Here is a 20,599-nt window from a genome sequence, read left to right as displayed (position 1 = left end):
GCGTCAATTAATTTGATAGTGATCGTTATGAAAATACCTGTGACTGTTATGACAAATGCACCTGATCCTCTGCCAACACCCTGTGATGACAGCTTGAAAAAAAAGCGTGGCCGTCCAAAGTGTTTTGACGAGCAGCAGGCTTTGGAAAAAGCCATGTTGCTATTTTGGGAGCATGGTTACGAAGCCACGTCGATCAGCGATTTAACACAAGCGCTAGAGCTGACTGCACCGAGCTTATATAGTAGCTTTGGTGATAAAGCGGGTCTGTTTTATAAATGCATCGACTATTATTTGGCCCATGAAGCTTGTCCGATTGTTCCTATTTTTTTAGAAGCCAAAACCGCTAAAGTTGCATTTGAGCTTTATTTATATGACAACGTTAAACGTTTGGCTCAACCCAATAAACCAACTGGTTGTATGTTGGTTGTTGCGACCATGAACTGCTCGGACAATGCACAGGCAGTGCAACACAATATTCTGGAAAAACGTTTGCAGACCAAGCAAAAACTATTTGAGCGGTTAGAGCAGGGCGTTGCCAACGGTGATTTGCCAGCAACAGCGCCTTTACAGGAAATGACCGACTTCTATGCAACGGTTGTGCAGGGGCTGACGATTCAAGCACGAGATGGGGCGACTGTTGAACAACTGCATAAGGTGGTTGAACACGCGATGCGCGGATGGGAGTTGTTCTAAACCCCATGTCGTGACTGCGATATAAATGTCTGAAATACGATATTTCAATTATTTTGGACATCTTTCACAATACTCTCATTGCTGAGATAGGGTGAGAAAATGATGGGTCGGTTAAGTAAGTACCAAAAATGGGCTTTTGTCTTGCCCTTGATTGCGGTTTTGATTTGGTCGTTGAATATTGCCGTGACACGCTATGTGGCGGACTATATTTCGCCTGTGAGTATTAGTTTTTATCGTTGGTTTGTTGCCTTTATTATTTTGACACCGTTTATGTTGCCAAAAGTATGGAAACAACGTGCTTTAATTGCGCCGTATCTTCCTAAATTAGCGGCGTTGAGCGCCTTTGGGATGGTGTTATATCAAGGTCTTTCTTATACAGCAGCGCACTATACCACAGCAACCAATATGGGCATTGTGAATGCCTTTGTCCCGATCTTTACCATCTTTATCTCTTATTTCATTTTAAAAGATGCACCAAACCGTTTTGCGATTTTTGGCAGCCTCTTGTCCTTTGCGGGTTTGATCTATGTCATGAGCCAAGGCCATCTTTCTAGTTTGTTTGAGCAGGGTGGACATTGGGGCGATGCAGTGATGGTACTGGCTGTTGGTTTCTATGCGTTTTATGGCGTGTTCTTGAAAAAATGGCAGCTACAATTGCCATTGATGACCAGCCTGTACGTACAAATTGCGTTTGCGCTATTGTACCACGTCCCATTTTTACTCTGGCTTGGCCTAGATGGAATTAATGCTGAAAATGCAGCAAGTGTGCTGTATGCAGGGATGTTCCCGTCACTGATTGCCCCGTTATTATGGATGGTGGCCGTACAGGCGATTGGCCCAAACCGGACCAGTATTTTCATGAATTTAATGCCGGTATTCACTGCGATTATTGCCAGTTTATGGTTGTCAGAGCACTGGACAATTTATCATACCATTGGTGGTCTGATGATCCTGATGGGGATCATTATGGCGCAGAAGAAAACGGTTAAAGTATCGGCTCCGCTGGCTGAGTCAGCATCCTAAATGTGAAAGTTGATGGTGCGTTTGTTTAAAATATCAACAAACGCACCAAAAATATTTTTTGGTGACTGTGCTTTCTATATGATTTGCAAATATATTTTTAAGATTTACTAAATTTATGATCAAAAAAAAGCTGAATAAAAATATAAATATAATTTTATTGAAAATGAGGAAGTGACAAAATTGGTACGCTTTTCACACTTTTTGTTAGATAAATAATATATTTGTATAAATGGGACGATTCCCTCATAATAGCAAGCACAGCAAGATGATTCATTTTTAGAATGAATAGGTTGCTCACCAAATTTACGGACCCTCTGGATGTGATTATACACATCCTTTTTATGCTCAGTTATCCCTATATAACTGAGCTTTTTTTTGTCCGCTATTCACCTAATTAGGCGCGAACAACTTCACCTGTCAGTGCATTCAAAATGCGACTTGGTTCTCGGCTCAACCCTAAATCACCTTCGAGATAATCTAATGAAGTGCTGAAGTAATGCTGCGCTTCTTCTAAGCTTTGTGCGGGTGAGAGACCTGCTGGGTTGGCGCTGGTCGAGACAATAAAGCCGCCAAATTGCTGGCATAGCTGCATGCACAGTGGATGCGTCGTGACACGAACTGCGACCAAAGGGTGTTGGCCTTTGATCCATATTGGAATACTTTGATCAGCTGGGAGTAGCCACGTTGTGGCACGTTCTGTCTCAAGGCGATTCGACCAACTGGCGATCACTTGCTGACGCAGGTCAGCGTTCAAGCCTTGCAGTAAATGTTCGACTTGGTCTAAATGCCCAGCCAATAAGATCACGCCTTTTTCAACGGGACGATGTTTGAGCTCTAAAATGTTCTGAAACGCTTGCTCATTGAAGGGGTCACAACCCAATCCCCAAACTGCTTCTGTCGGATAAGCTAGAACTTGTCCTTGTTTTAAAAGTTGAGCTGCTTCAGAAATAGAGGACGTAATCATGGGATGTATGTGAAAATAGGGGAGAGTATGACTAGTTTAATGCATTGGGCGACAACGTAAATAGCGTCCTGCTTGTTGCATGCATAAACCGAGTAATTCCAATTCCATTAATTGGGCGGTCAGCTCTGCAATCGTAATTGGATGGTGCAGCGCCAGTTGATCCAAATCTTGTCCAATCCAGTCCAGACTCTGATACAACGCAATCAAATGTGCGGGCAGGCTCGGCGGAGGAGCAGTACTGGCTTCATCTGTTGAGTGTTGTTGGGTTTGCCATTGCGTCGGTAGCGCTAAATCTTCGATGACCTGTTCGGGATGATCGACCAGAATGGCACCTTCGCGAATCAGTTGATGACAGCCTTGATGGTGTTCACTATAAATATGCCCAGGAATCGCAAATACCATTTTACCTTGATTGGCTGCTTCATTTGCCGTGATGAGAGAGCCACTTTTCAGTGCAGCCTCCACCACTAAGACACCCAAACTCAGACCACTGACGATCCGATTGCGTCTTGGGAAGTGCTGTTGTAAGGGCATTGTCGTTGGCAGAAACTCCGTTACGATGGCCCCAGATTGGGTAATTTGTTGTGCTAGTTGTTTGTGCTGAGCGGGGTAGACGCTATCGAGGCCTGTACCCGTCACTGCAATCGTACGCTGATGTGCTAATCCACCTTGATGTGCGGCTTGATCAATCCCATGGGCCAAACCACTGCTGATATAAAAGCCTTTTTCACTTAAATAATAGGCAAAATCATAAGCGACTTGGCGTCCATGTGGACTCGGTTTTCGGCTGCCGACCATGGCAATCTGTGGTTGTAATAAGGCTTGCGCCTGACCTTGTCCAAATAAAATGGGTGGACGATCTGCATAAGGTAGCAGTTGAGTTGGGTAGCCAATATCATCAGGCGTTAAAATAAAATCGCTATATTTGCAAACCAGATCAAGTAGTTGTTGGAATTGTTGTTGACCCAGAGGGCTTTGAAATTCTGCTAAACGTTTTAAGTGATTGGCGTGTAAGCCCAGTTGCGACCATTCTGATAAACGATGAGGCTGTGTTGCTTGTTCACAACCACCAAAGTGCTGCTGAATTTTGCTGAAACTCGACAGCGAATGCTGAACCAAGTACCACACCAACACAGTGTGATAGTGATGAGGTGATAATTGATTCAACATAGGCGTTTACTTAGTCATCTAAACGAGGTGGCTTAATATCCGAGCCAAGCTTGATCGGTAACTCGCTTTCAAGGATATAGGCGTAGCTGATACGATCAAAACTCTTAAAGATCATGGCGCTACCTAGGTATTGTCCAGGGAGTTTCACTTTCTCTTTGGTTTTTGGATCTCTGACCACTTCACCATCTTGATAGACACTGAATACTTGACCAATTTCAACGCCATCAGCGGTGCCACGATCAACGGTGACCACGCCATTTTTGGCTGCTGTACCAATAGATCCCATCACACGAATGATTTTGCCGCCGTCTTTTACCTGATTGGCATCAATTGGGTAGAATAAGGTTGGTAGCATAGCATCCTGTTCAGCCATCACCCGATCGCCACGACGAACTTCACCGTTATAACTATCGGTGAGTTCAACTGTAGTGATGTCATTTTCATTGCGAATGGCAACAGCCGAAGCCACTTGCGTCAGCTCAACCCCAAGATTCTGTTTCTTGCCATTTTGGTCCAATACAATGTACGGCTCACCTTCACGGAATACGCCATAACGTTGACCGTTTTCAAGGCCTTTACCACGCACATAAACACTTTGACCTTTACCTGCAAGTACGCGGTTGTCTGCTGTGCCCAAGATATAAGGGGTATTGGCAATCGCATCTGCTGGCAGGACCGAGGTACGCTCTAACCATTGCTGAATGTGTGCCAAAGGAATAACAGGAACACTATTATTCAAGGCCTCAACACGGACTTGAGGACGTAAATTTGAGGTATTGCCTGTATAGCGACGAATGATACCGTCACAGCCATCGCCCTCATCTTTACCAATCAATGGTTTACCGTTCAAACTGCACAGCAGCAAGCGATCGCCTGGATAAATCCAGTGCGGGTTTTTCACATGTTTATTGCTTGCCCATATCTCTGGCCAGCGCCAAGGCTTACTTAAAAATTTCCCTGAGATATCCCAAAGCGTATCGCCTTTTTTCACCACATAAACATGTGGCGCACCGACTTTCACTGAAGGTGGACTGACATTTGGGCTGGCTGCGTGGGCGAAATTAATGCTCATGCCTAATCCCGCACAAATTGCAGCGGCAATCAGTTGTTTTTTTAACCCCAAGGCATGAAATGAGTGTATGCCGTTTAAAACCTTTTTCATTATCATAATTCCTAAAAATTATGTGTGTAGTTGCGTTATAATAACGACTTTACACACAATTTTTTGATCAAGTATTCCCTTTAGTTGGTTTTTTGATCAATGGCATAAGTGAGGACGACTGTATGGCCTTATTACCTATTCTAAGTTTTCCTGATCCCCGCCTTCGTACCATCGCCAAACCAGTCGAAGAAGTCACTGATGATATTCGTCAGCTTGCAGCAGATATGTTTGAAACCATGTACGAGGCACCGGGTATAGGTTTAGCGGCAACTCAGGTTGATCATCATATTCAGCTTATTGTTATGGACATCTCTGAAGAGAAAAACCAACCAATGGTGTTCATTAACCCCAAAGTCATTCCACTGACCGAAGATACTCAGCCGTATGAAGAAGGCTGTCTCTCTGTGCCTCAAATATACGACAAAGTTGAGCGTCCGTCACGCGTAAAAATCGAGGCAATTAACCTTGAAGGTCAAGCATTTGTGTTAGAAGCTGACGAACTTCTCGCTGTTTGTATCCAACATGAAATGGATCACTTAAATGGCAAACTTTTTGTTGATTATTTATCGCCATTAAAGCGTCAACGTGCACGTGAGAAAGTGGAAAAAGTGGTTCGTCAACGTGAAAAAGAAAAAGTAAGCGTCAAACGTTAAGCGATAGACACTTTTTAAAGATGCTCTCTTTGTTTCGTTGTGGCTTGCTGCTTGCTTTAACCGCGGTCTGTTTACAGATTGCGGTTTTCTTGCAGCCGCTACTTCCGAAGCAATATCAAATCGCGCCTGTCTGTGAAACCATTACTCAGGCGTTGTTATTACCGAAGCTACAAGCTTCGCATAGCCATTCGGTCCATGCATCTCAGCATCACGAGCATCAGCTTGAACATGTTCAAGTGTCGATGCCACAACATGATCATCACGATCCTAACCACCAATGTCAGTATTGTACGGTCTATGCCAATCTAGTATTGCCGCCTGAATTGGGGGTGAAAGAGGTTCTGGTCCGTATCCAAATCCGTTTAGTTGCGTATCAACAAGCCTTTAAGCATGTTTATTTTGCACTGCAACGGTTGTTCTTGTTGCCTCAAGGGCGGGCTCCGCCACTCTTTGCATAAATTAAAACTTTCTTTTCGTTAGGGTTTTTTGGAACTCTGGCTCTGTTTTATCTATGTTTTAAGAGAGACCGATGATGGCTCAACCTAAATTTTTATTACAACCGCTGACGGTTGCGATCTTGGCTGCTTCAAATACCGCAATGGCGTGGGCAGAACCTGTTCAGCATGAGCAGGCACATGTCTCAATGGCACCGATTGTGGTCACTGCACAACAACCGAATGAGAGCAATGGTTTGGTGGTGCAAGCCGATCCTAAGAAACCGATTCAACCCATCCCAGCGACAGATGGTGCCGACTATCTACAAAGTATTATGGGTTTTAACTCAATACAAAGCGGTGGCACCAATGGAGATGTGACCTTTCGTGGTATGTTTGGTTCCCGCATCAAGATTTTAACCGATGGTACGGAGAACCTTGGTGCATGTCCTGCTCGTATGGATGCACCGACCTCTTATATCTCTCCTGAAAGCTATGATCGAATTTCAGTGATTAAAGGACCACAAACGGTTCAATATGCCAATACCGGTTCAGCAGCAACGGTGATCTTTGAACGTGAACCTGAAAAGCTCACCCAAGACAAACCCTATCGTGGACAGGCGAGTGTATTGTGGGGTTCATTTGGGCGTTTAGACCAGAATGTTGAAGCGGCGATTGGTGATGAGAAAAAATATATCCGCTTAAATGCCAACCGCTCTGAATCGAATAGTTATCAAGATGGCGATGGCAACACCATCCCGTCCTCATGGGAGCGCTGGAATGCCGATGTTGCATTGGGCTGGACCCCAGATGAAAACACTTGGCTTGAATTGACAGGTGGTAAAGCGGATGGTGAGGCTGAATATGCTGGTCGTGGTATGGATGGGGCACAATTCGCCCGTGAAAGCTTAGGTCTACGTTTTGAAAAGAAAAATGTCACTGATGTAATCAAGAAAATTGAAGCTCAGGTCAACTACAGCTATAACGACCATATTATGGATAATTATAGCCTACGGACACCACCATTGGTTGAAATGCAACATGGTGGACACAGCATGTTGATGCCAAACCCGATGGCGATGCAAGTGACACGCCGTACCTTGAACTCTCGTTTGGCCATGACTTCTGAATGGGATCAATGGAGCTTAATCACTGGGGTCGATTCTCAGTTTAATAAGCATGGTGGCAGTATGTTCTCGCCGACTATGACATCGATGAATGTACCTTTCCGTCAGGATATGCGCTTCCAGTCTTATGGTGCTTTTGGTGAGTTGAGCTATCAGTTGAACCCGCAGAACAAGATTGTGACAGGTGCTCGTGTAGACCAAGTCACTGTTGATGATGAGCGTGCGGATTCTAAAGCCAAAGGTTTCAATACCCAGCTTGAAAAAACCTTACCCAGTGCGTTTGTCCGTTTGGAAAATCAAAATGCCGAGCATGGCGTGAACAGTTATGTGGGCTTGGGCTATGTGGAACGTATGCCTGATTATTGGGAGTTATTCAGTCCTGAACATGGTAATGCAGGTTCGAGCAATACCTTTAATGGAGTACGTCCAGAGAAAACCTTGCAGTTAGATCTTGGTTTTACTCAGCAGCAGGGGGCATTTAACTCATGGGTGTCGGCATACGCAGGGTTGATTGATGACTATATTCTGATGAATTATCACGATCATAGCCATATGCATGCAGGTGGACATGGTGGGCATGGCAGCAGTGGCATTACTGCTGGTGCGAAGAATGTGGATGCAACCATTGCGGGTGCTGAGGCAGGCATTGGTTATCAGTTTAGCGATCACATTCAAGCAGATGTGAGTGCGATGTATGCGTGGGGTAAAAATACCACGGACAATACACCGTTACCACAAATCGCACCTTTGGAAGGTCGTGTGAATCTACGTTATGTTGCTGATAAATATACACTGGGTATGTTGTGGCGCGTAGTGGATCAGCAAAATCGCATCAGCTTGCATCAAGGTAACATCGTGGGTTATGACTTGAAACCAAGTGCAGGTTTCTCAACGGTTTCATTGAATGGTAGTTATAGTCTCAATAAAGATATCGATCTTTCTGTAGGGGTAGATAACGTCTTGGATAAGACCTATACCGAGCACCTGAATAAAGCCGGTAGTTCGGGTTTTGGTTTTGCCAGTGAAGAGCAATTCAATAATACGGGTCGAAACTACTGGATGCGTATGAGCATGAAGTTCTAATTAACAAAAAACAAGGTGGCTGAGCCACCTTGTTTTTTCTGAGTTTAAGCCAAACAGTCTTGTTTTGGCATTAAGCTATCGCAGTACAATGGATTCAATGCACATTGCAAGTCATCGATTTGTTCTTGGGTCACATAGCCTTTGGCTTTGAGGTATTCTGCGACGCGATCATCACGCAGACTTAAGAATGCAGCATCATAAACGCCTAAATCAACAAATAAAGCGGCCGTTTCCAAGCTATTAAAATGGTCTAAGAACACATCATTTTCATACATTAAGAAAATATGCGTCAAAGCCGCATTGGCATCGACTTTTAAGCGTTGCGCTAATTGTTCAGGGCGCGTTTTGATAAACAGTAAATCTGACAGTTCATCAAACTGGGTTTTATCCAGTTGGTTTTCACCCCCTTTGACATGTCCTAACCATGCTTTAAATACCAATACCGCACCGCCACGTAATAGCATGCTCCAGATTTGATGGCGTGTTTCATGATCAAGATGGGATGATTCTGCTTCGAGTGCGTCTAAGAAAGAATCTTCTTGCTCTGCCAGTTTTTCAAATAAACCTAAACCTTGTGGGTGGTAGGCCGCAGGTGCAAACACATCAAAATTGAGTTGATTAAAGACATTGAGTGCCAGTGGAACAGCGGCTTGGTAAAGCGTATTCAATGCGCGTAAATGGGTGTCATCCAGTTTGCTGTGTATAAAGATGGTTTGCCAGTCCAGTTCAGGTAACAGGGCATTCGCACTGTATTGGCGATAAAACTGTTGTGAGCTATGGTCAGTTGAAGGGTGACTGTTATTCATGATCAATGTCCTTTTTGACAATTTGTAATGAGAAACCCAACAAGCCGAGGTCTAGGTTTCGTTGAACTTGATCAATTTATGCGGTATCGAGAAAACAAGTAGAATACGACTAAAGTTGTAGATGTAATTTTAAGGGTAAAATTTAATAGTAAAAACAAATACTTGTTAAATTGTAAGTAAGTGTACAAACGTTCACTAATGTAAGTGAACGTTTTTGCCATAGCCAATAATGATTTGAGCACTTTGGTCAATTCATTATCGAGCAAAGTGCATTGTTTTGATCATTTTGGCCTATGTTGCAAAATATTTTGCTAGTTATTGCATGGGCATGATTTTTAAACCAGATAGCCACGCACGCAGGCCTGCTGGTTTGAGTGGTTTTCTCAACAATACAATATTCTGCTGTTTTAAGTATTGCGGAAGTTCTGGGTCCGAATCTGCGGTAATCAGCGCGACTGGAATATGGGCCAGTCGATGTTGTTCAATGAAGTCTAGACCACGTTGATCATGGTTCAAATGCTGGTCGATCAGCCAGACCTGAATATCCTCTTGTTCAATCAGTCGCAGGGCTTGCTCAGGTTCTGTTGCAGTAAAAATCTGATAGCCCCATTTGCTGAGTAAAGTGCGCATGCCTTCTAAAATGGTTTCATCATTGTCCAAGCACAACACTTTATAGGCGGTATGTTGCAGTGCCGGCACATGCGGTACCGCCATTTGAATTTTTGGCGCTTCAGCGATTGGTACTTCAATCATGAAGCAAGAGCCTTTACCCAGTTCCGAATAGACATGCACAGGAAAATCAAGCAGGCTGGTCATACGTTGTACGATGGCAAGTCCGAGACCAAGACCTTGTTCGCCCCAAGGCGAAGTATGGCCACAGCGTTCGAATTCTTGGAATAGTTTCAGGCGTTGTTGTTCATGAATACCGGGTCCTGTGTCCCAAACCCCGATACGAATATGATTTGGGCGTTGTGCAGAACGTAACACGCCAACCACCACACGACCTTGAGCGGTATAACGCAATGCATTGCTGACAAAGTTCTGGATAATACGTCGCATCCATTGCGGATCGGTATCGACCCAAAATTTAGTGTCGTGAACAGACAGATGAATATTGCGTTGAGCAGCAATCGATTTGAACTGTAATTCCAGATCATTTAATAAGTCATGCAGTGCATAAGCTTGGCGTTTTGGCTGAATCGTGCCGCCTTCCAAACGGGCAATATCGAGGAGAGCAGAGAGCATACTTTCTGCACCATAGAGTGCGCGATCCAGTTGTTGTAAGGTCTGTTGGTCTTCGGTTGAATGTACACTTTGCTCTAATGCGGTACTAAATAAACGGGCCGCATGCATGGGTTGTAATAGGTCATGACTGGCTGCGGCAAGGAAGCGACTTTTCGATTGATTGGCTTTATCGGCTTGTTCTAGCGCGAGTTGTTGTTCTGTCAATGCATTGGCAAGCTGCTGAGTTCGATCACTGACACGTTCTTCCAACACCGCTTCATTTTCACGGAAGGCGGTAATATCAGCGAAAGTGGTCACGAAACCCCCACCTTCAATGGGATTACCACGCATCTGAATGACCAGACCATCTTTACGAATCCGCTCAAACTCATGTGCACTCCCCACTTTCATCCAGTGCAGGCGTTTACGCACATGTTCTTCGACAGGTCCGGGACCACATTCACCGCGTTCAGCGTTATAGCGAATCAGATCTGCGATTGGACAGCCGACGTAGACCAGATCTTTAGGATAATCAAATAGCTTGAGATATTGGTTGTTCCACGCCACCAAACACATATTTTTATCCACCACACTGACGCCTTGAGTCATATGGTCGATCATGGTCATGAGCAGGTTTTGGTTAAAACGTTGCCATTGTGAGGCTTGGTCGAGAATATTGGCGACTTGTCCGAGTGCCAAACCATTGTTAATCATGGCAGTAGTCAATAAGGTACGGGCAGAGGCTGCCCCAATAATCCCTGCCAGATACTGCTCGGTGAAACGCCACCACATACCATTGGCAACGTGATTTTCATTTAACACCACATGGTTTTGTTCACAAAATTGCTGGAATGCTTGAAGGGTTGGCTTATCGCCCGTAACCCGTTTAGCCAGAGCCAATAAGTCACCGACTTTCAGGCGTGCGGCATTCAGGTGTAGATCGGTTAAATCCGTATTGGACTGAGCTGATGGCAGTGGTTTACTTTCATAATAAAAAAAGCTTTCTGCCTGAATTTGCTCTGCCACACTTGGACGATATAGACGAGACACCCAGATATACAGCACCACATTAAGACCCAGTGACCACAGCACGCCGTGGGTGAGGGGAGCAAAGGATTCGAAACCAAGCAAAGCCTCTGGACGTAGACCATTAATATCAAAAGGCCCAAATAGTAATAGGTGTTGTGCAAATTCCTGATAGTGATCTGGTAGGCTACGCAATACTGTTGGAAACAGTAGTGTGTAGCTCCACATGGCAAAGCCCATGAGTAAGCCGACATAAACCCCTTGGCGACTTGCACCACGCCAGTATAGCCCACCAATCAAGGCTGGAGAAAACTGTGCCACCGCACTAAAAGCCAATAAGCCAAAGACTGAAAGTTGATTGATATCGTTAAAGAAATGGAAGAATAAGAAGCCCAATAGCATCACACTGACGATACTAATGCGACGTGTTAATTTGAGTACACGAGGTAGGTGCTGATCATGGCGAGAAATGATTTTAAAGCGCCATAATGCGGGCATGATCAGGTCATTACTGAGCATGATCGACAGTGCGACCGAAGCTACTAATAGCATGCCTGTCGAAGCCGAAAAGCCGCCTAAAAAGGCCAATAAAGCCAACCATTCTTGTTGATAGCTTAAAGGCAGAGCCAATACCGCAATATCAGGTGTACCAAGTGATTCAGGTAAAGAGTGTAAAGCCCAACTGGCAATCGGAATAATCGCAATCACAGTCAGAATCAGATAGGCCGCGAACCAGCGTCTTGCGCCACGAATATGTTTTTCATCCCGTAATTCGACCACTGCCACATGAAATTGACGCGGCAAGCAAATCATGGCTAAGCCTGCAAGTAGAGTCTGAACCCAAAAAGTCTCAGGCACACCCAGTTGTTGCAAGTCATGGAAATGCTGACTGACATCGCTGCTGACCTGTTTGATATTGTCAGGTGATTGTAATAAGAAGAAAGCAGCGACGCAGAGCAGTGCAAATAGTTTAACAAAGGATTCAAACGCCACTGCCAGCATTAAACCGCCGTGCTGTTCGGTATGGGCAATATGACGGGTACCAAAAATCATCGCCAAAATTGCCAGTACCGCAGTCAGCACTAACACACTATTGGTGGTGGTATGGATATGCGCATTTTGTTCAAGAATGACCGATGCACTGAGGGCAATGGCACGCAGTTGCAAAGCCAGATAAGGCACGATCGCAATCACAGCAAGGATGGTCACCAGTGCGGCCAAGCTACCACTTTTGCCATAACGCGCTGCGACAAAATCGGCAATCGAAGAAATGGCATGATGTTGGCGAATCCGACCTAAGCGTTTCCAGATGTCATAACCAAACCAGATGAACAGCAAAGGACCAAGATAAATCGGTAGAAAAATAACCCCCTGACGTACCGCAGCACCCGTCGCGCCGTAAAAGGTCCATGATGAGCAATAGACCCCTAAAGTCAAACTAAACAGCAGCATACGGCCGCGGGTACTTAAACGGCTGGCATGTTTTTCACCAAAAAAAGCGCAGCCGAATAACAGCACAATATACAGGGCAAGGACACCAAGAATAAGCCAGCTGTTCATATTGCTCACGTGATCAAATTCCATTTTTTATCATACCCGAAGTGCAGGTATAGCAAGGAGTAGAGATTGTCATTTAGAGACCAAAGTCTAAGTTACGAGTCAAGCATAATCTTGTTACTTTGGATAATGAAAAATCCCATGTGAAAAAGGGGTCCACGGTTGGACACAAAAATAAGGAGTCAATTATGGATGATTCACAGGTAGATCGAATTCTACGAAATCCAAAGTTTCAAGAGATGGTCAGCAAAAAGCGCACATTAAGTTGGACATTAACAGCAATCATGCTGTTTATCTACGTTGGGTTTATGCTTTTGGTTGGCTATAACAAAGAATTTTTAGCAAGTTCATTTAGCGGTGGTGTAACCACATGGGGAATTCCCCTTGGTTTAGGCATTATCGTATTGTCATTTTTATTATGTGGTGTGTATTCCTATATTGCCAATACGAAACTTGATCAACTGAATGAAGCAGCCCTCAAGGAAGTTGAGGCCATTGCACATGAAAAAGGGATGCACTGAGATGAAAGGGACATCATTTAAAGCGATACTGTTTACGCTGCTCAGTTTTTGCTGCTCAAGTATTGCATTCGCGGGCCCAGACCTAGGTGCTGCTGAACAGCAGGCGACTAACTGGCATGCGATCATTATGTTTACGATCTTTGTCGGTTTCACATTGTTCATTACCAAATGGGCGGCAAAGCAAACTCAATCTGCACAAGACTTTTATACGGCAGGTGGTGGAATCAGTGGTTTCCAAAATGGTTTGGCGATTGCGGGTGACTATATGTCAGCGGCATCATTTTTGGGTATTTCAGCCTTAGTTTTTAGTTCAGGCTTTGATGGCTTACTTTACTCACTTGGTTTTATGGTGGGTTGGCCAATTGTACTTTTCCTGGTTGCGGAACGCTTACGTAACTTGGGTAAATATAACTTGTCAGACGTGGTGTCATTCCGTTTGGAAGAAAAGCCAGTGCGTACTTTGGCAGCATTTAGCTCATTGGTTGTGGTTGCGTTCTACCTGATTGCACAGATGGTGGGTGCAGGTCAGTTGATCAAATTGCTATTCGGTTTGAACTACAACATCGCAGTTGTGATCGTCGGTCTATTGATGATGGCTTATGTGATCTTTGGTGGTATGTTGGCAACGACTTGGGTGCAGATCATCAAAGCGGTGATGTTACTCAGTGGCGCGACTTTCATGGCCTTTATGGTGATGAAAGCAGTTGGCTTTAGCTTCACCAATATGTTTAACCAAGCCATTGGTGTGTATAGCCAAGCGCATAGCATGAGCTGGGAAGAAGCATCCAAAATCATGGGGCCAGGTAAACTCGCGGCAAACCCAATTGATGCGTTATCACTTGGTCTTGCGTTGATGTTTGGTACGGCAGGTTTACCTCATATCTTGATGCGTTTCTTTACAGTAAAAGATGCCAAAGAAGCACGTAAATCAGTTGTGGTGGCTACAGGCTTTATTGGTTACTTCTATCTGCTCACCTTCATTATCGGTTTTGGTGCAATCCTATTTGTTGCGAACAATCCACAATTCCTTGATGTTGCAAAAGCGGCAGTAACAGGAAAATTAGAGTTGGTGGGTGGTAACAACATGGCTGCCGTGCATTTAAGTGATGCAGTGGGTGGTGACTTGTTCATGGGCTTCATTTCAGCGGTTGCATTCGCGACAATTCTTGCAGTGGTTGCTGGTTTGACCCTGTCAGGTGCTTCAGCGATCTCACATGACTTGTATGCCAACGTGTTCAAAAAAGGCAAAACGACCCCTGAATCTGAATTGAAGATGTCAAAAATTGCAACTTTAGGTTTAGCAATCTTTGCCATGATCTTGGGTATCTTGTTTGAGAAGCAAAACGTTGCCTTCATGGTGGGTTTAGCATTCTCAGTCGCATGTTGTGCAAACTTTCCAATCCTCGTGTTATCAATGTTCTGGAAAGGTTTGACTACACGTGGTGCGGTGATTGGTGGCGTGGTTGGTTTGGTTGGTGCGGTGAGCTTAATCATTCTGTCTAAAGCGGTTTGGGTCGATACTTTGGCAATTTCTGAAACTGCGCCAAACCCATTCAATGGTCCAGCATTATTTGCAATGCCACTCTCATTCTTCTGCTGCTGGTTCTTCTCTGTAACTGACAAATCAGCACGTGCGGAGAAAGAGCGTAAAGCCTTTGATGCTCAGTTTGTTCGTTCAATGACAGGGATCGGTGCGTCTGGCGCGTCAGATCACTAATCAAAACCAAGCATAAAAAGCCCTCATTGATTGAGGGCTTTTTTATGGCTTATTGATGCATACTGGCCAGTTGCTGCCCTTGATTGCGGTATAAAGACAAACCAATGCGTTGTAGCTGTCGTCCATTTTGTTCAAGGAAGCTGTTTAACTTTGGGATATGTTTAGCACCTGTATATAAGGCTAAATTACGACCAATCAGATAATAAGCAAACCAAGAGGCTGATTGTGGAGCTAAACCGAGCTTCTGCATTTTGTTACGGCCAATAAAGAACTGGGTAATTTCTAAATGTTGCTTATAGGCCAGTTTCTGTTGGAAAGAACGTAGATAGCGATATTTTCGCTCAAAAGGTTCTTTGGAAAGACTGGAACCCAATGAAATGCTGCTGTCATCAGATTGAGGATGTGCGAAGTGCATCCAGTACATCAGTTTCCAACCATCGGCTTCATGATCGACCAACCATTTTTCTTCAACGCCCATTAGCCAGCCTGCGTATTTCCAGAAATGTAAAAAGCTATCGACGTCTTGTTTGCTCGGAAAAATGCCTAAAGCCCGTATCCCAAGCAATACCACACCGCTAAAAGCGATATTGGTCATGGCCTGATCATATTGATTGATCGGAACTCCCCAAGTGTCGGCATCCCATTTTTCTGATTTTTGCAGTTGATGACGCACGAGTGAATGAATAAAACGCACAAAAATGGTTGAGGTAAAACCTTTGCTAAAACGTTCAAAACCATTTTGTTCGGTGATATCGACCCACCATTTGGTGGTTTCAGCTAAACGTGTACCTGCCTGTTTTTTTAATGCGCCTGTCAGGACCAAGGGTTGGTTAAAACCAGGGTACATATAGCCGGTCATTAGGGATAAATCTCGGAGGATAAGACCGTTATTGATTCCCAAGCGATAGGTAAATTTCAGTGCAGTATCAATTTTGTTTTGATCATACCAAGCAGGTTTTTGTTCAACGAATTGAAAGAAGGTAGTGAGTTCCGGAATTTCATGTGGCAGTTTATCGAGACCTTGATATAGCGCCGTTTCAAAGTATTTACGATGTTGTTTTGGATTCTGTAGCACCCATAGCAGCAGTTGGTCCATGGGTTGATCACCACTTTGCAGAGCGGTATTCAGTGCCTGATACTCTTCATAGCTTGGTTGAACCTGCTGATGAGTCATATAACTCAGAATTCTGGTTTTGATATTGGACTGACTCATGTCTTCAAACGCAGCCAAGCGTTTAGGTTTAATGATGCTTTGCATTGCATAAAGCCTGTGATTGTTATTTAATCAAAGCTTAATATGAATAATTATTCGCATTCAATTCACATTCCAGTCGAGTTTGTTTATGAGAAAAAGACCACAGCAGCAACGTGCCAAAATGATTGTCGAAAGCATTTTGGAAGGGGCGCAGAAATGTATTTCTGAATATGGGGTTTTGCAGGTGACTACGCCTAAAATCTCTGAAAAATCAGGCGTTAGTGTTGGGTCGATCTATCAGTATTTTGAAAATAAAGAACAAATCATCGCAGAACTATTGTTACGTAAAAGTGAAAGCTTGGGGCAAGCCCTAAAGCAACTGGTGATGCTGCAACAACAAACCTCTATTCAAGACATCATCACATTAAGTATTGCTTTTGGCTTTGAATCTTTGAAATCTGATCAAGGTTTTTTTATCGAAATCTTAAAAAACTGGCATGCCTATAGTGACTCGGAAGCGGCACAGGTGTTGGAGCAACACTTCTTGGAAATCGGCATGTATTTATTTGGTCGTTACTATCCGCAGTGGGATTTTGAAACTTTAAAACATAAGTCTTTTGTGATTATTAACAGTACTCTATTTACCATGATGCGTTATGCCAGTAAAAATACTTTTCTTATTGAAGAACAACGACTACAACAAGAACTCTCGAAAATGATTGTTTCATTTTTAGATGCAGTATGATGCGATTGATAAGAAAACCAGAACAAGATTTAGGAATAACAACATGCAAACGTTAAAACAATTTTGGCAGAGCCTTCGCTTACTTCCATCAGCATGGTTATTGCTGGTTCAATTGGCCTTGTTGATTTTATATATGTTGACCACTGGCGACAGTGAATTTCGTGCTTTAACTTGGTCGCTGGGCGTATTGGCCTTATTGATCATCGCTAAAGTGATTCGACAAAGCCCTGTATTTACCTTTTGGGGCTTGGTCTTTGTCAGTGGTGCGTTCTTATTTTCGATTTTAATTTTTCTTGGATATGGCAATCGGACCATACAAATTATTGCGCATAGTTTTGAAGCCTTGGCTTACTTTTATGCGGCTTATGGTTTATTGCGCTATATGTTTGCGGATCGCTATCTTACCAGAGATGAATTGTTTGCAGCAGGGGCAGTATTTACCCTCATCGCTTGGGCTTTTGCCTTCTTATATAGTATCTGTCAGTTAATCCTGCCAAATAGTTTTCAAAATCCCAATCAAGCTCAAGCCTTACAACATTGGCTCGATTTATTGTTTTTGAGTTTTAGTCTGCAGTCCGCAACTGGATTATCGGATTTAATCCCGATCAGCCCTGCGGCCAGAGTGTTGGCAATGCTGCAAATGTTTGGTGGGGTCATGTATTTGGCTGTGGTGGTGTCTCGCCTCATTGCCTTACAGTATATTGCACATGCGCCAAAACACGCCAATGATAAAGAATAGCTTTGTTACAGCATTACAACTGCTTTATTTTTCACATTTTTTATAATTAGTATCGAGTTTTACATGCTTTAAGCTCGCTTTTATTCACATTGTGAATGTCTTCTTTGGCCATCATGGCCTGTCCATTATCATTAGAATAACGTGAGGGAATTATGCCTTCCAAGCCATCTTCGCAGTTTGCGAATGTGAATCCAAACGTGTTTTTAAGCACGGTGATTATTATTGCGATTTTTATCGCAATCGTCATTATCGCACCCAGTTCATTTGAATTTCTGACACAACAACTGAAGCAATGGATCACGGACTCGTTTAGCTGGTTCTATGTCCTCTCTGTTGCGGTGTTTTTGATTTTACTGATTTATATTGCCTGTTCGGCCAGTGGCAAAATTAAATTAGGCCCTGATCACAGCCAACCCGAATATAGCAATGGTTCTTGGTTTGCCATGCTGTTTACCGCAGGGATGGGGATCGGGTTAATGTTCTTCGGTGTGGCTGAGCCGGTGATGCACTATGTTAGCCCACCTAGTGGTGATCCTGAAAGTGTTGCTTCTGCACAGCAAGCCTTGAGAATTACCTTTTTCCATTGGGGCTTGCATGCATGGGCAATTTACGCCGTGGTTGGATTGGCCTTGGCCTATTTTGCTTATCGGCATAATCTGCCATTAAAAACCCGTTCCGCCTTATATCCAATTATTGGTAAGAAAATCTATGGCCCTTGGGGGGATGGGATTGATACCTTTGCCACCATTGGTACGGTTTTCGGGGTGGCAACTTCTTTAGGTTTTGGTGTGACGCAAATCAATTCAGGTTTGCATTATCTATTTGGTATTGAACAAAGCAGCAATGTTCAGGTGATCCTGATTATTTTTGTCAGTGCTTTAGCATCCATGTCGGTATTTTTAGGTCTGGATAAAGGGGTCAAACGCCTTTCCGAACTCAATCTAATTTTGGCGTTGGTATTGTTGGCCTTTGTATTTATTGCTGGTCCAAGTATCTATCTGCTTCAAACCACCATTCAAAACATGGGTTCGTATATGTCGAACCTCTTTGGCATGACCTTTAACCTCTACGCCTATCAACCGAATGGCTGGATTGGCGGTTGGACCATTATGTATTGGGCATGGTGGATTTCATGGTCGCCGTTTGTAGGCATGTTTATTGCCCGTGTGTCGCGTGGTCGAACCATCCGTGAATTTATTGTTGGGGTGTTATTGATTCCGACAGGTTTTACCATTATCTGGATGGGCTTTTTAGGTAATGCCGCACTGTTTAGTATTATGCAGGAGCATAATGTAAGTTTGCTTCATGCCGTGCAAACGGATTCTTCAGTCGCTTTATTTGAGTTTTTGAATCATTTGCCATTTTCGGGTGTGATGAGTTTGCTGGCAACCGTATTGGTGATGCTCTTTTTCGTAACATCTGCGGATTCGGGTGCTTTGGTTACCGATTATCTGACCGCTAAAACTGAGAATTCTCCAACATGGCAAAGACTATTTTGGACCGTTTTGATGGCAGCCTTGGCCATTATCCTGCTGTTGGTTGGTGGTCTGTCTGCATTGCAATCCTCTATTATTATGAGTGCATTGCCTTTTACTTTTATTATGTTGCTGATGAGTTGGGGCTTACTCAAAGCCTTGAAGCTAGATGTCACCAAAATGAATGCCATTCAAGAGGCGCGAATTACACCGCGAGCGATTAATAATCCAAGGAGTTGGCAGCAGCGTTTAGGTTTAATCATGCATTATCCGCATACTGAAACTGAAGTTCAGCACTATATTGACACGCAAGTCCGCAAAGCTTTTGAAAGTATTCAGCGCGAATTCAAACGCCGTCACTTGGAAGTGGAGATTCGTGAAATCGAAAATGGTCTGCAATTGCATGTCGATCATCACCATGAAATTAACTTTACCTATAAAGTGGTTTCGCATGCCACTGTTCCCCCTAGTTTTATGTTAGGGCGGGCAGATGAAGATGAGGCCAATTACTTTCAGGCAGAAGTGTTCTTGCGTGAGGGTGGGCAAAACTATGATGTGATGGATTGGACGCAAGAAGATTTGATTCAGGACATTATTGATCAATATGAACGTCATCTTTACTTCCTAAATATTGTGAGAGGCACAACGTCTTAATCGAAATGCTGAATGCAATATTGAAAACAACGGTTTTGAGCGTATCAAAGCCGTTGTTTTTATTTGGGTGAGTGTATTTTAAGCATGCAGAGGATGCAGGAAAGGCTTTTTAGCGAAGTGGGGTGGCTAAAATAAAAGCTAAATATAAAAATAAAGTTGTTTTCCCGCTGATAATTAAAGCGTATTTATTAAAAAACCATTAAATTACAGTTGTTTACGTTGTTTAAATTCACTTTTAAGATAATTAATAAATTTTAAATTATATAAATCAGTAAATTAGATAAGTTAAAGTTTAAAAATAAAGCAACCGAATAATTTAATTTTTAAAAGTGCTTGCACCTGAACTGAAATGCTGTAGAATGCACATCCATCGGCGGTGATGCAGATAAAAACTTGTTGAGAAACAAGGATTTGGCTAAAAAGGTTGGATTCTTGGGTTGATTGATAAGTTTGCTAAATATCTAAATTACCTGTTGACTTTTAAGAAATTGAGAGTAATATAGCCGACCTAGCTTGATGATGACGAATCATCGAGAAGATCATTAAGAGAATAGAAGAACAACTTGTGTGGATTTTTACTGGTTGATCGATCGAAAATATTTCATTGATTGAATGGTAAAAATTTCTCGAA

General features: G+C 43.4%; 16 protein-coding genes. 10 read left to right on the top strand and 6 right to left on the bottom strand.

Annotation, left to right across the window (positions count from 1 at the left end; genetic code table 11):
- Positions 1-39: 39 nt before the first annotated feature.
- On the top strand, positions 40-693 hold the full coding sequence (locus tag F902_RS02220; RefSeq protein ID WP_412781861.1) for a TetR/AcrR family transcriptional regulator: 654 nt from the start codon (positions 40-42) through the stop codon (positions 691-693).
- A 102-nt stretch (positions 694-795) separates the two neighbouring features.
- Positions 796-1,716, top strand: coding sequence for a DMT family transporter (locus F902_RS02215; RefSeq protein WP_026057520.1), 921 nt, complete (start codon positions 796-798; stop codon positions 1,714-1,716).
- A 394-nt stretch (positions 1,717-2,110) separates the two neighbouring features.
- Here F902_RS02215 and tsaC read toward each other — a convergent pair whose 3' ends face one another.
- From tsaC to F902_RS02200, 3 genes are read right to left on the bottom strand one after another with little or no spacing between them, the layout of a single operon-like run.
- On the bottom strand, positions 2,111-2,680 hold the full coding sequence (tsaC, locus tag F902_RS02210; protein WP_005200688.1) for an L-threonylcarbamoyladenylate synthase type 1 TsaC: 570 nt from the start codon (positions 2,678-2,680) through the stop codon (positions 2,111-2,113).
- Between the two features lie 36 nt (positions 2,681-2,716).
- Positions 2,717-3,850: a DNA-processing protein DprA gene (dprA, locus tag F902_RS02205; protein WP_005200687.1), complete on the bottom strand. Its 1,134-nt coding sequence runs from the start codon at positions 3,848-3,850 to the stop codon at positions 2,717-2,719.
- A gap of 10 nt (positions 3,851-3,860) precedes the next feature.
- Positions 3,861-5,012 (bottom strand): LysM peptidoglycan-binding domain-containing protein, encoded by a 1,152-nt coding sequence (locus F902_RS02200; RefSeq protein ID WP_004802007.1) that lies wholly within the window; start codon positions 5,010-5,012, stop codon positions 3,861-3,863.
- A 122-nt stretch (positions 5,013-5,134) separates the two neighbouring features.
- Here F902_RS02200 and def point away from each other — a divergent pair, with 122 nt between their 5' ends.
- From def to F902_RS02185, 3 genes are all read left to right on the top strand, one after another.
- On the top strand, positions 5,135-5,665 hold the full coding sequence (gene def, locus F902_RS02195; RefSeq protein ID WP_004802009.1) for a peptide deformylase: 531 nt from the start codon (positions 5,135-5,137) through the stop codon (positions 5,663-5,665).
- A 20-nt stretch (positions 5,666-5,685) separates the two neighbouring features.
- Positions 5,686-6,123, top strand: coding sequence for a DUF2946 family protein (locus F902_RS02190; protein ID WP_004656476.1), 438 nt, complete (start codon positions 5,686-5,688; stop codon positions 6,121-6,123).
- Between the two features lie 74 nt (positions 6,124-6,197).
- Positions 6,198-8,309, top strand: a complete 2,112-nt coding sequence (locus tag F902_RS02185) for a TonB-dependent copper receptor (protein WP_026057519.1) — start codon at positions 6,198-6,200, stop codon at positions 8,307-8,309.
- 44 nt (positions 8,310-8,353) lie between these two features.
- Here the strand turns inward: F902_RS02185 and F902_RS02180 are convergent, their stop codons facing one another.
- Positions 8,354-9,115, bottom strand: a complete 762-nt coding sequence (locus F902_RS02180) for a hypothetical protein (RefSeq protein WP_005200683.1) — start codon at positions 9,113-9,115, stop codon at positions 8,354-8,356.
- A gap of 315 nt (positions 9,116-9,430) precedes the next feature.
- Positions 9,431-12,925: a hybrid sensor histidine kinase/response regulator gene (locus F902_RS02175; protein WP_162180591.1), complete on the bottom strand. Its 3,495-nt coding sequence runs from the start codon at positions 12,923-12,925 to the stop codon at positions 9,431-9,433.
- A gap of 185 nt (positions 12,926-13,110) precedes the next feature.
- Here F902_RS02175 and F902_RS02170 point away from each other — a divergent pair, with 185 nt between their 5' ends.
- Positions 13,111-13,443: a DUF485 domain-containing protein gene (locus tag F902_RS02170; protein WP_004802016.1), complete on the top strand. Its 333-nt coding sequence runs from the start codon at positions 13,111-13,113 to the stop codon at positions 13,441-13,443.
- Between the two features lies 1 nt (position 13,444).
- Positions 13,445-15,160: a cation acetate symporter gene (locus tag F902_RS02165; protein WP_017402153.1), complete on the top strand. Its 1,716-nt coding sequence runs from the start codon at positions 13,445-13,447 to the stop codon at positions 15,158-15,160.
- A gap of 49 nt (positions 15,161-15,209) precedes the next feature.
- On the opposite strand, the gene F902_RS02160 is transcribed toward F902_RS02165, so the two are convergent.
- Positions 15,210-16,418, bottom strand: a complete 1,209-nt coding sequence (locus F902_RS02160; RefSeq protein ID WP_005200679.1) for an oxygenase MpaB family protein — start codon at positions 16,416-16,418, stop codon at positions 15,210-15,212.
- 85 nt (positions 16,419-16,503) lie between these two features.
- Here F902_RS02160 and F902_RS02155 point away from each other — a divergent pair, with 85 nt between their 5' ends.
- From F902_RS02155 to F902_RS02145, 3 genes are all read left to right on the top strand, one after another.
- Positions 16,504-17,100, top strand: coding sequence for a TetR/AcrR family transcriptional regulator (locus F902_RS02155; RefSeq protein ID WP_005200677.1), 597 nt, complete (start codon positions 16,504-16,506; stop codon positions 17,098-17,100).
- A gap of 43 nt (positions 17,101-17,143) precedes the next feature.
- Complete coding sequence (locus F902_RS02150) at positions 17,144-17,839, top strand: ion channel (RefSeq protein ID WP_005200676.1); 696 nt, start codon at positions 17,144-17,146, stop codon at positions 17,837-17,839.
- A 152-nt stretch (positions 17,840-17,991) separates the two neighbouring features.
- On the top strand, positions 17,992-19,968 hold the full coding sequence (locus tag F902_RS02145; RefSeq protein WP_005200674.1) for a BCCT family transporter: 1,977 nt from the start codon (positions 17,992-17,994) through the stop codon (positions 19,966-19,968).
- The last annotated feature ends 631 nt before the right edge of the window (positions 19,969-20,599 follow it).

Origin of the sequence: Acinetobacter higginsii, from assembly GCF_000369525.1 — a bacterium.
Classification (GTDB): Bacteria; Pseudomonadota; Gammaproteobacteria; order Pseudomonadales; family Moraxellaceae; genus Acinetobacter; species Acinetobacter higginsii.
The sequence above is the reverse complement of the archived record's forward strand: the minus strand, read 5'-3'. Positions and strand labels throughout refer to the sequence as shown.

Coding starts and splice junctions, on each gene's coding strand:
- F902_RS02160 (WP_005200679.1), bottom strand. CDS start 16,418: ATGCAAAGCATCATTAAACCTAAACGCTTGGCTGCGTTTGAAGACATG.
- F902_RS02170 (WP_004802016.1), top strand. CDS start 13,111: ATGGATGATTCACAGGTAGATCGAATTCTACGAAATCCAAAGTTTCAA.
- F902_RS02215 (WP_026057520.1), top strand. CDS start 796: ATGGGTCGGTTAAGTAAGTACCAAAAATGGGCTTTTGTCTTGCCCTTG.
- F902_RS02185 (WP_026057519.1), top strand. CDS start 6,198: ATGGCTCAACCTAAATTTTTATTACAACCGCTGACGGTTGCGATCTTG.
- dprA (WP_005200687.1), bottom strand. CDS start 3,850: ATGTTGAATCAATTATCACCTCATCACTATCACACTGTGTTGGTGTGG.
- F902_RS02155 (WP_005200677.1), top strand. CDS start 16,504: ATGAGAAAAAGACCACAGCAGCAACGTGCCAAAATGATTGTCGAAAGC.
- F902_RS02175 (WP_162180591.1), bottom strand. CDS start 12,925: ATGAACAGCTGGCTTATTCTTGGTGTCCTTGCCCTGTATATTGTGCTG.
- tsaC (WP_005200688.1), bottom strand. CDS start 2,680: ATGATTACGTCCTCTATTTCTGAAGCAGCTCAACTTTTAAAACAAGGA.
- F902_RS02180 (WP_005200683.1), bottom strand. CDS start 9,115: ATGAATAACAGTCACCCTTCAACTGACCATAGCTCACAACAGTTTTAT.
- def (WP_004802009.1), top strand. CDS start 5,135: ATGGCCTTATTACCTATTCTAAGTTTTCCTGATCCCCGCCTTCGTACC.
- F902_RS02190 (WP_004656476.1), top strand. CDS start 5,686: ATGCTCTCTTTGTTTCGTTGTGGCTTGCTGCTTGCTTTAACCGCGGTC.
- F902_RS02200 (WP_004802007.1), bottom strand. CDS start 5,012: ATGAAAAAGGTTTTAAACGGCATACACTCATTTCATGCCTTGGGGTTA.
- F902_RS02150 (WP_005200676.1), top strand. CDS start 17,144: ATGCAAACGTTAAAACAATTTTGGCAGAGCCTTCGCTTACTTCCATCA.
- F902_RS02165 (WP_017402153.1), top strand. CDS start 13,445: ATGAAAGGGACATCATTTAAAGCGATACTGTTTACGCTGCTCAGTTTT.
- F902_RS02145 (WP_005200674.1), top strand. CDS start 17,992: ATGCCTTCCAAGCCATCTTCGCAGTTTGCGAATGTGAATCCAAACGTG.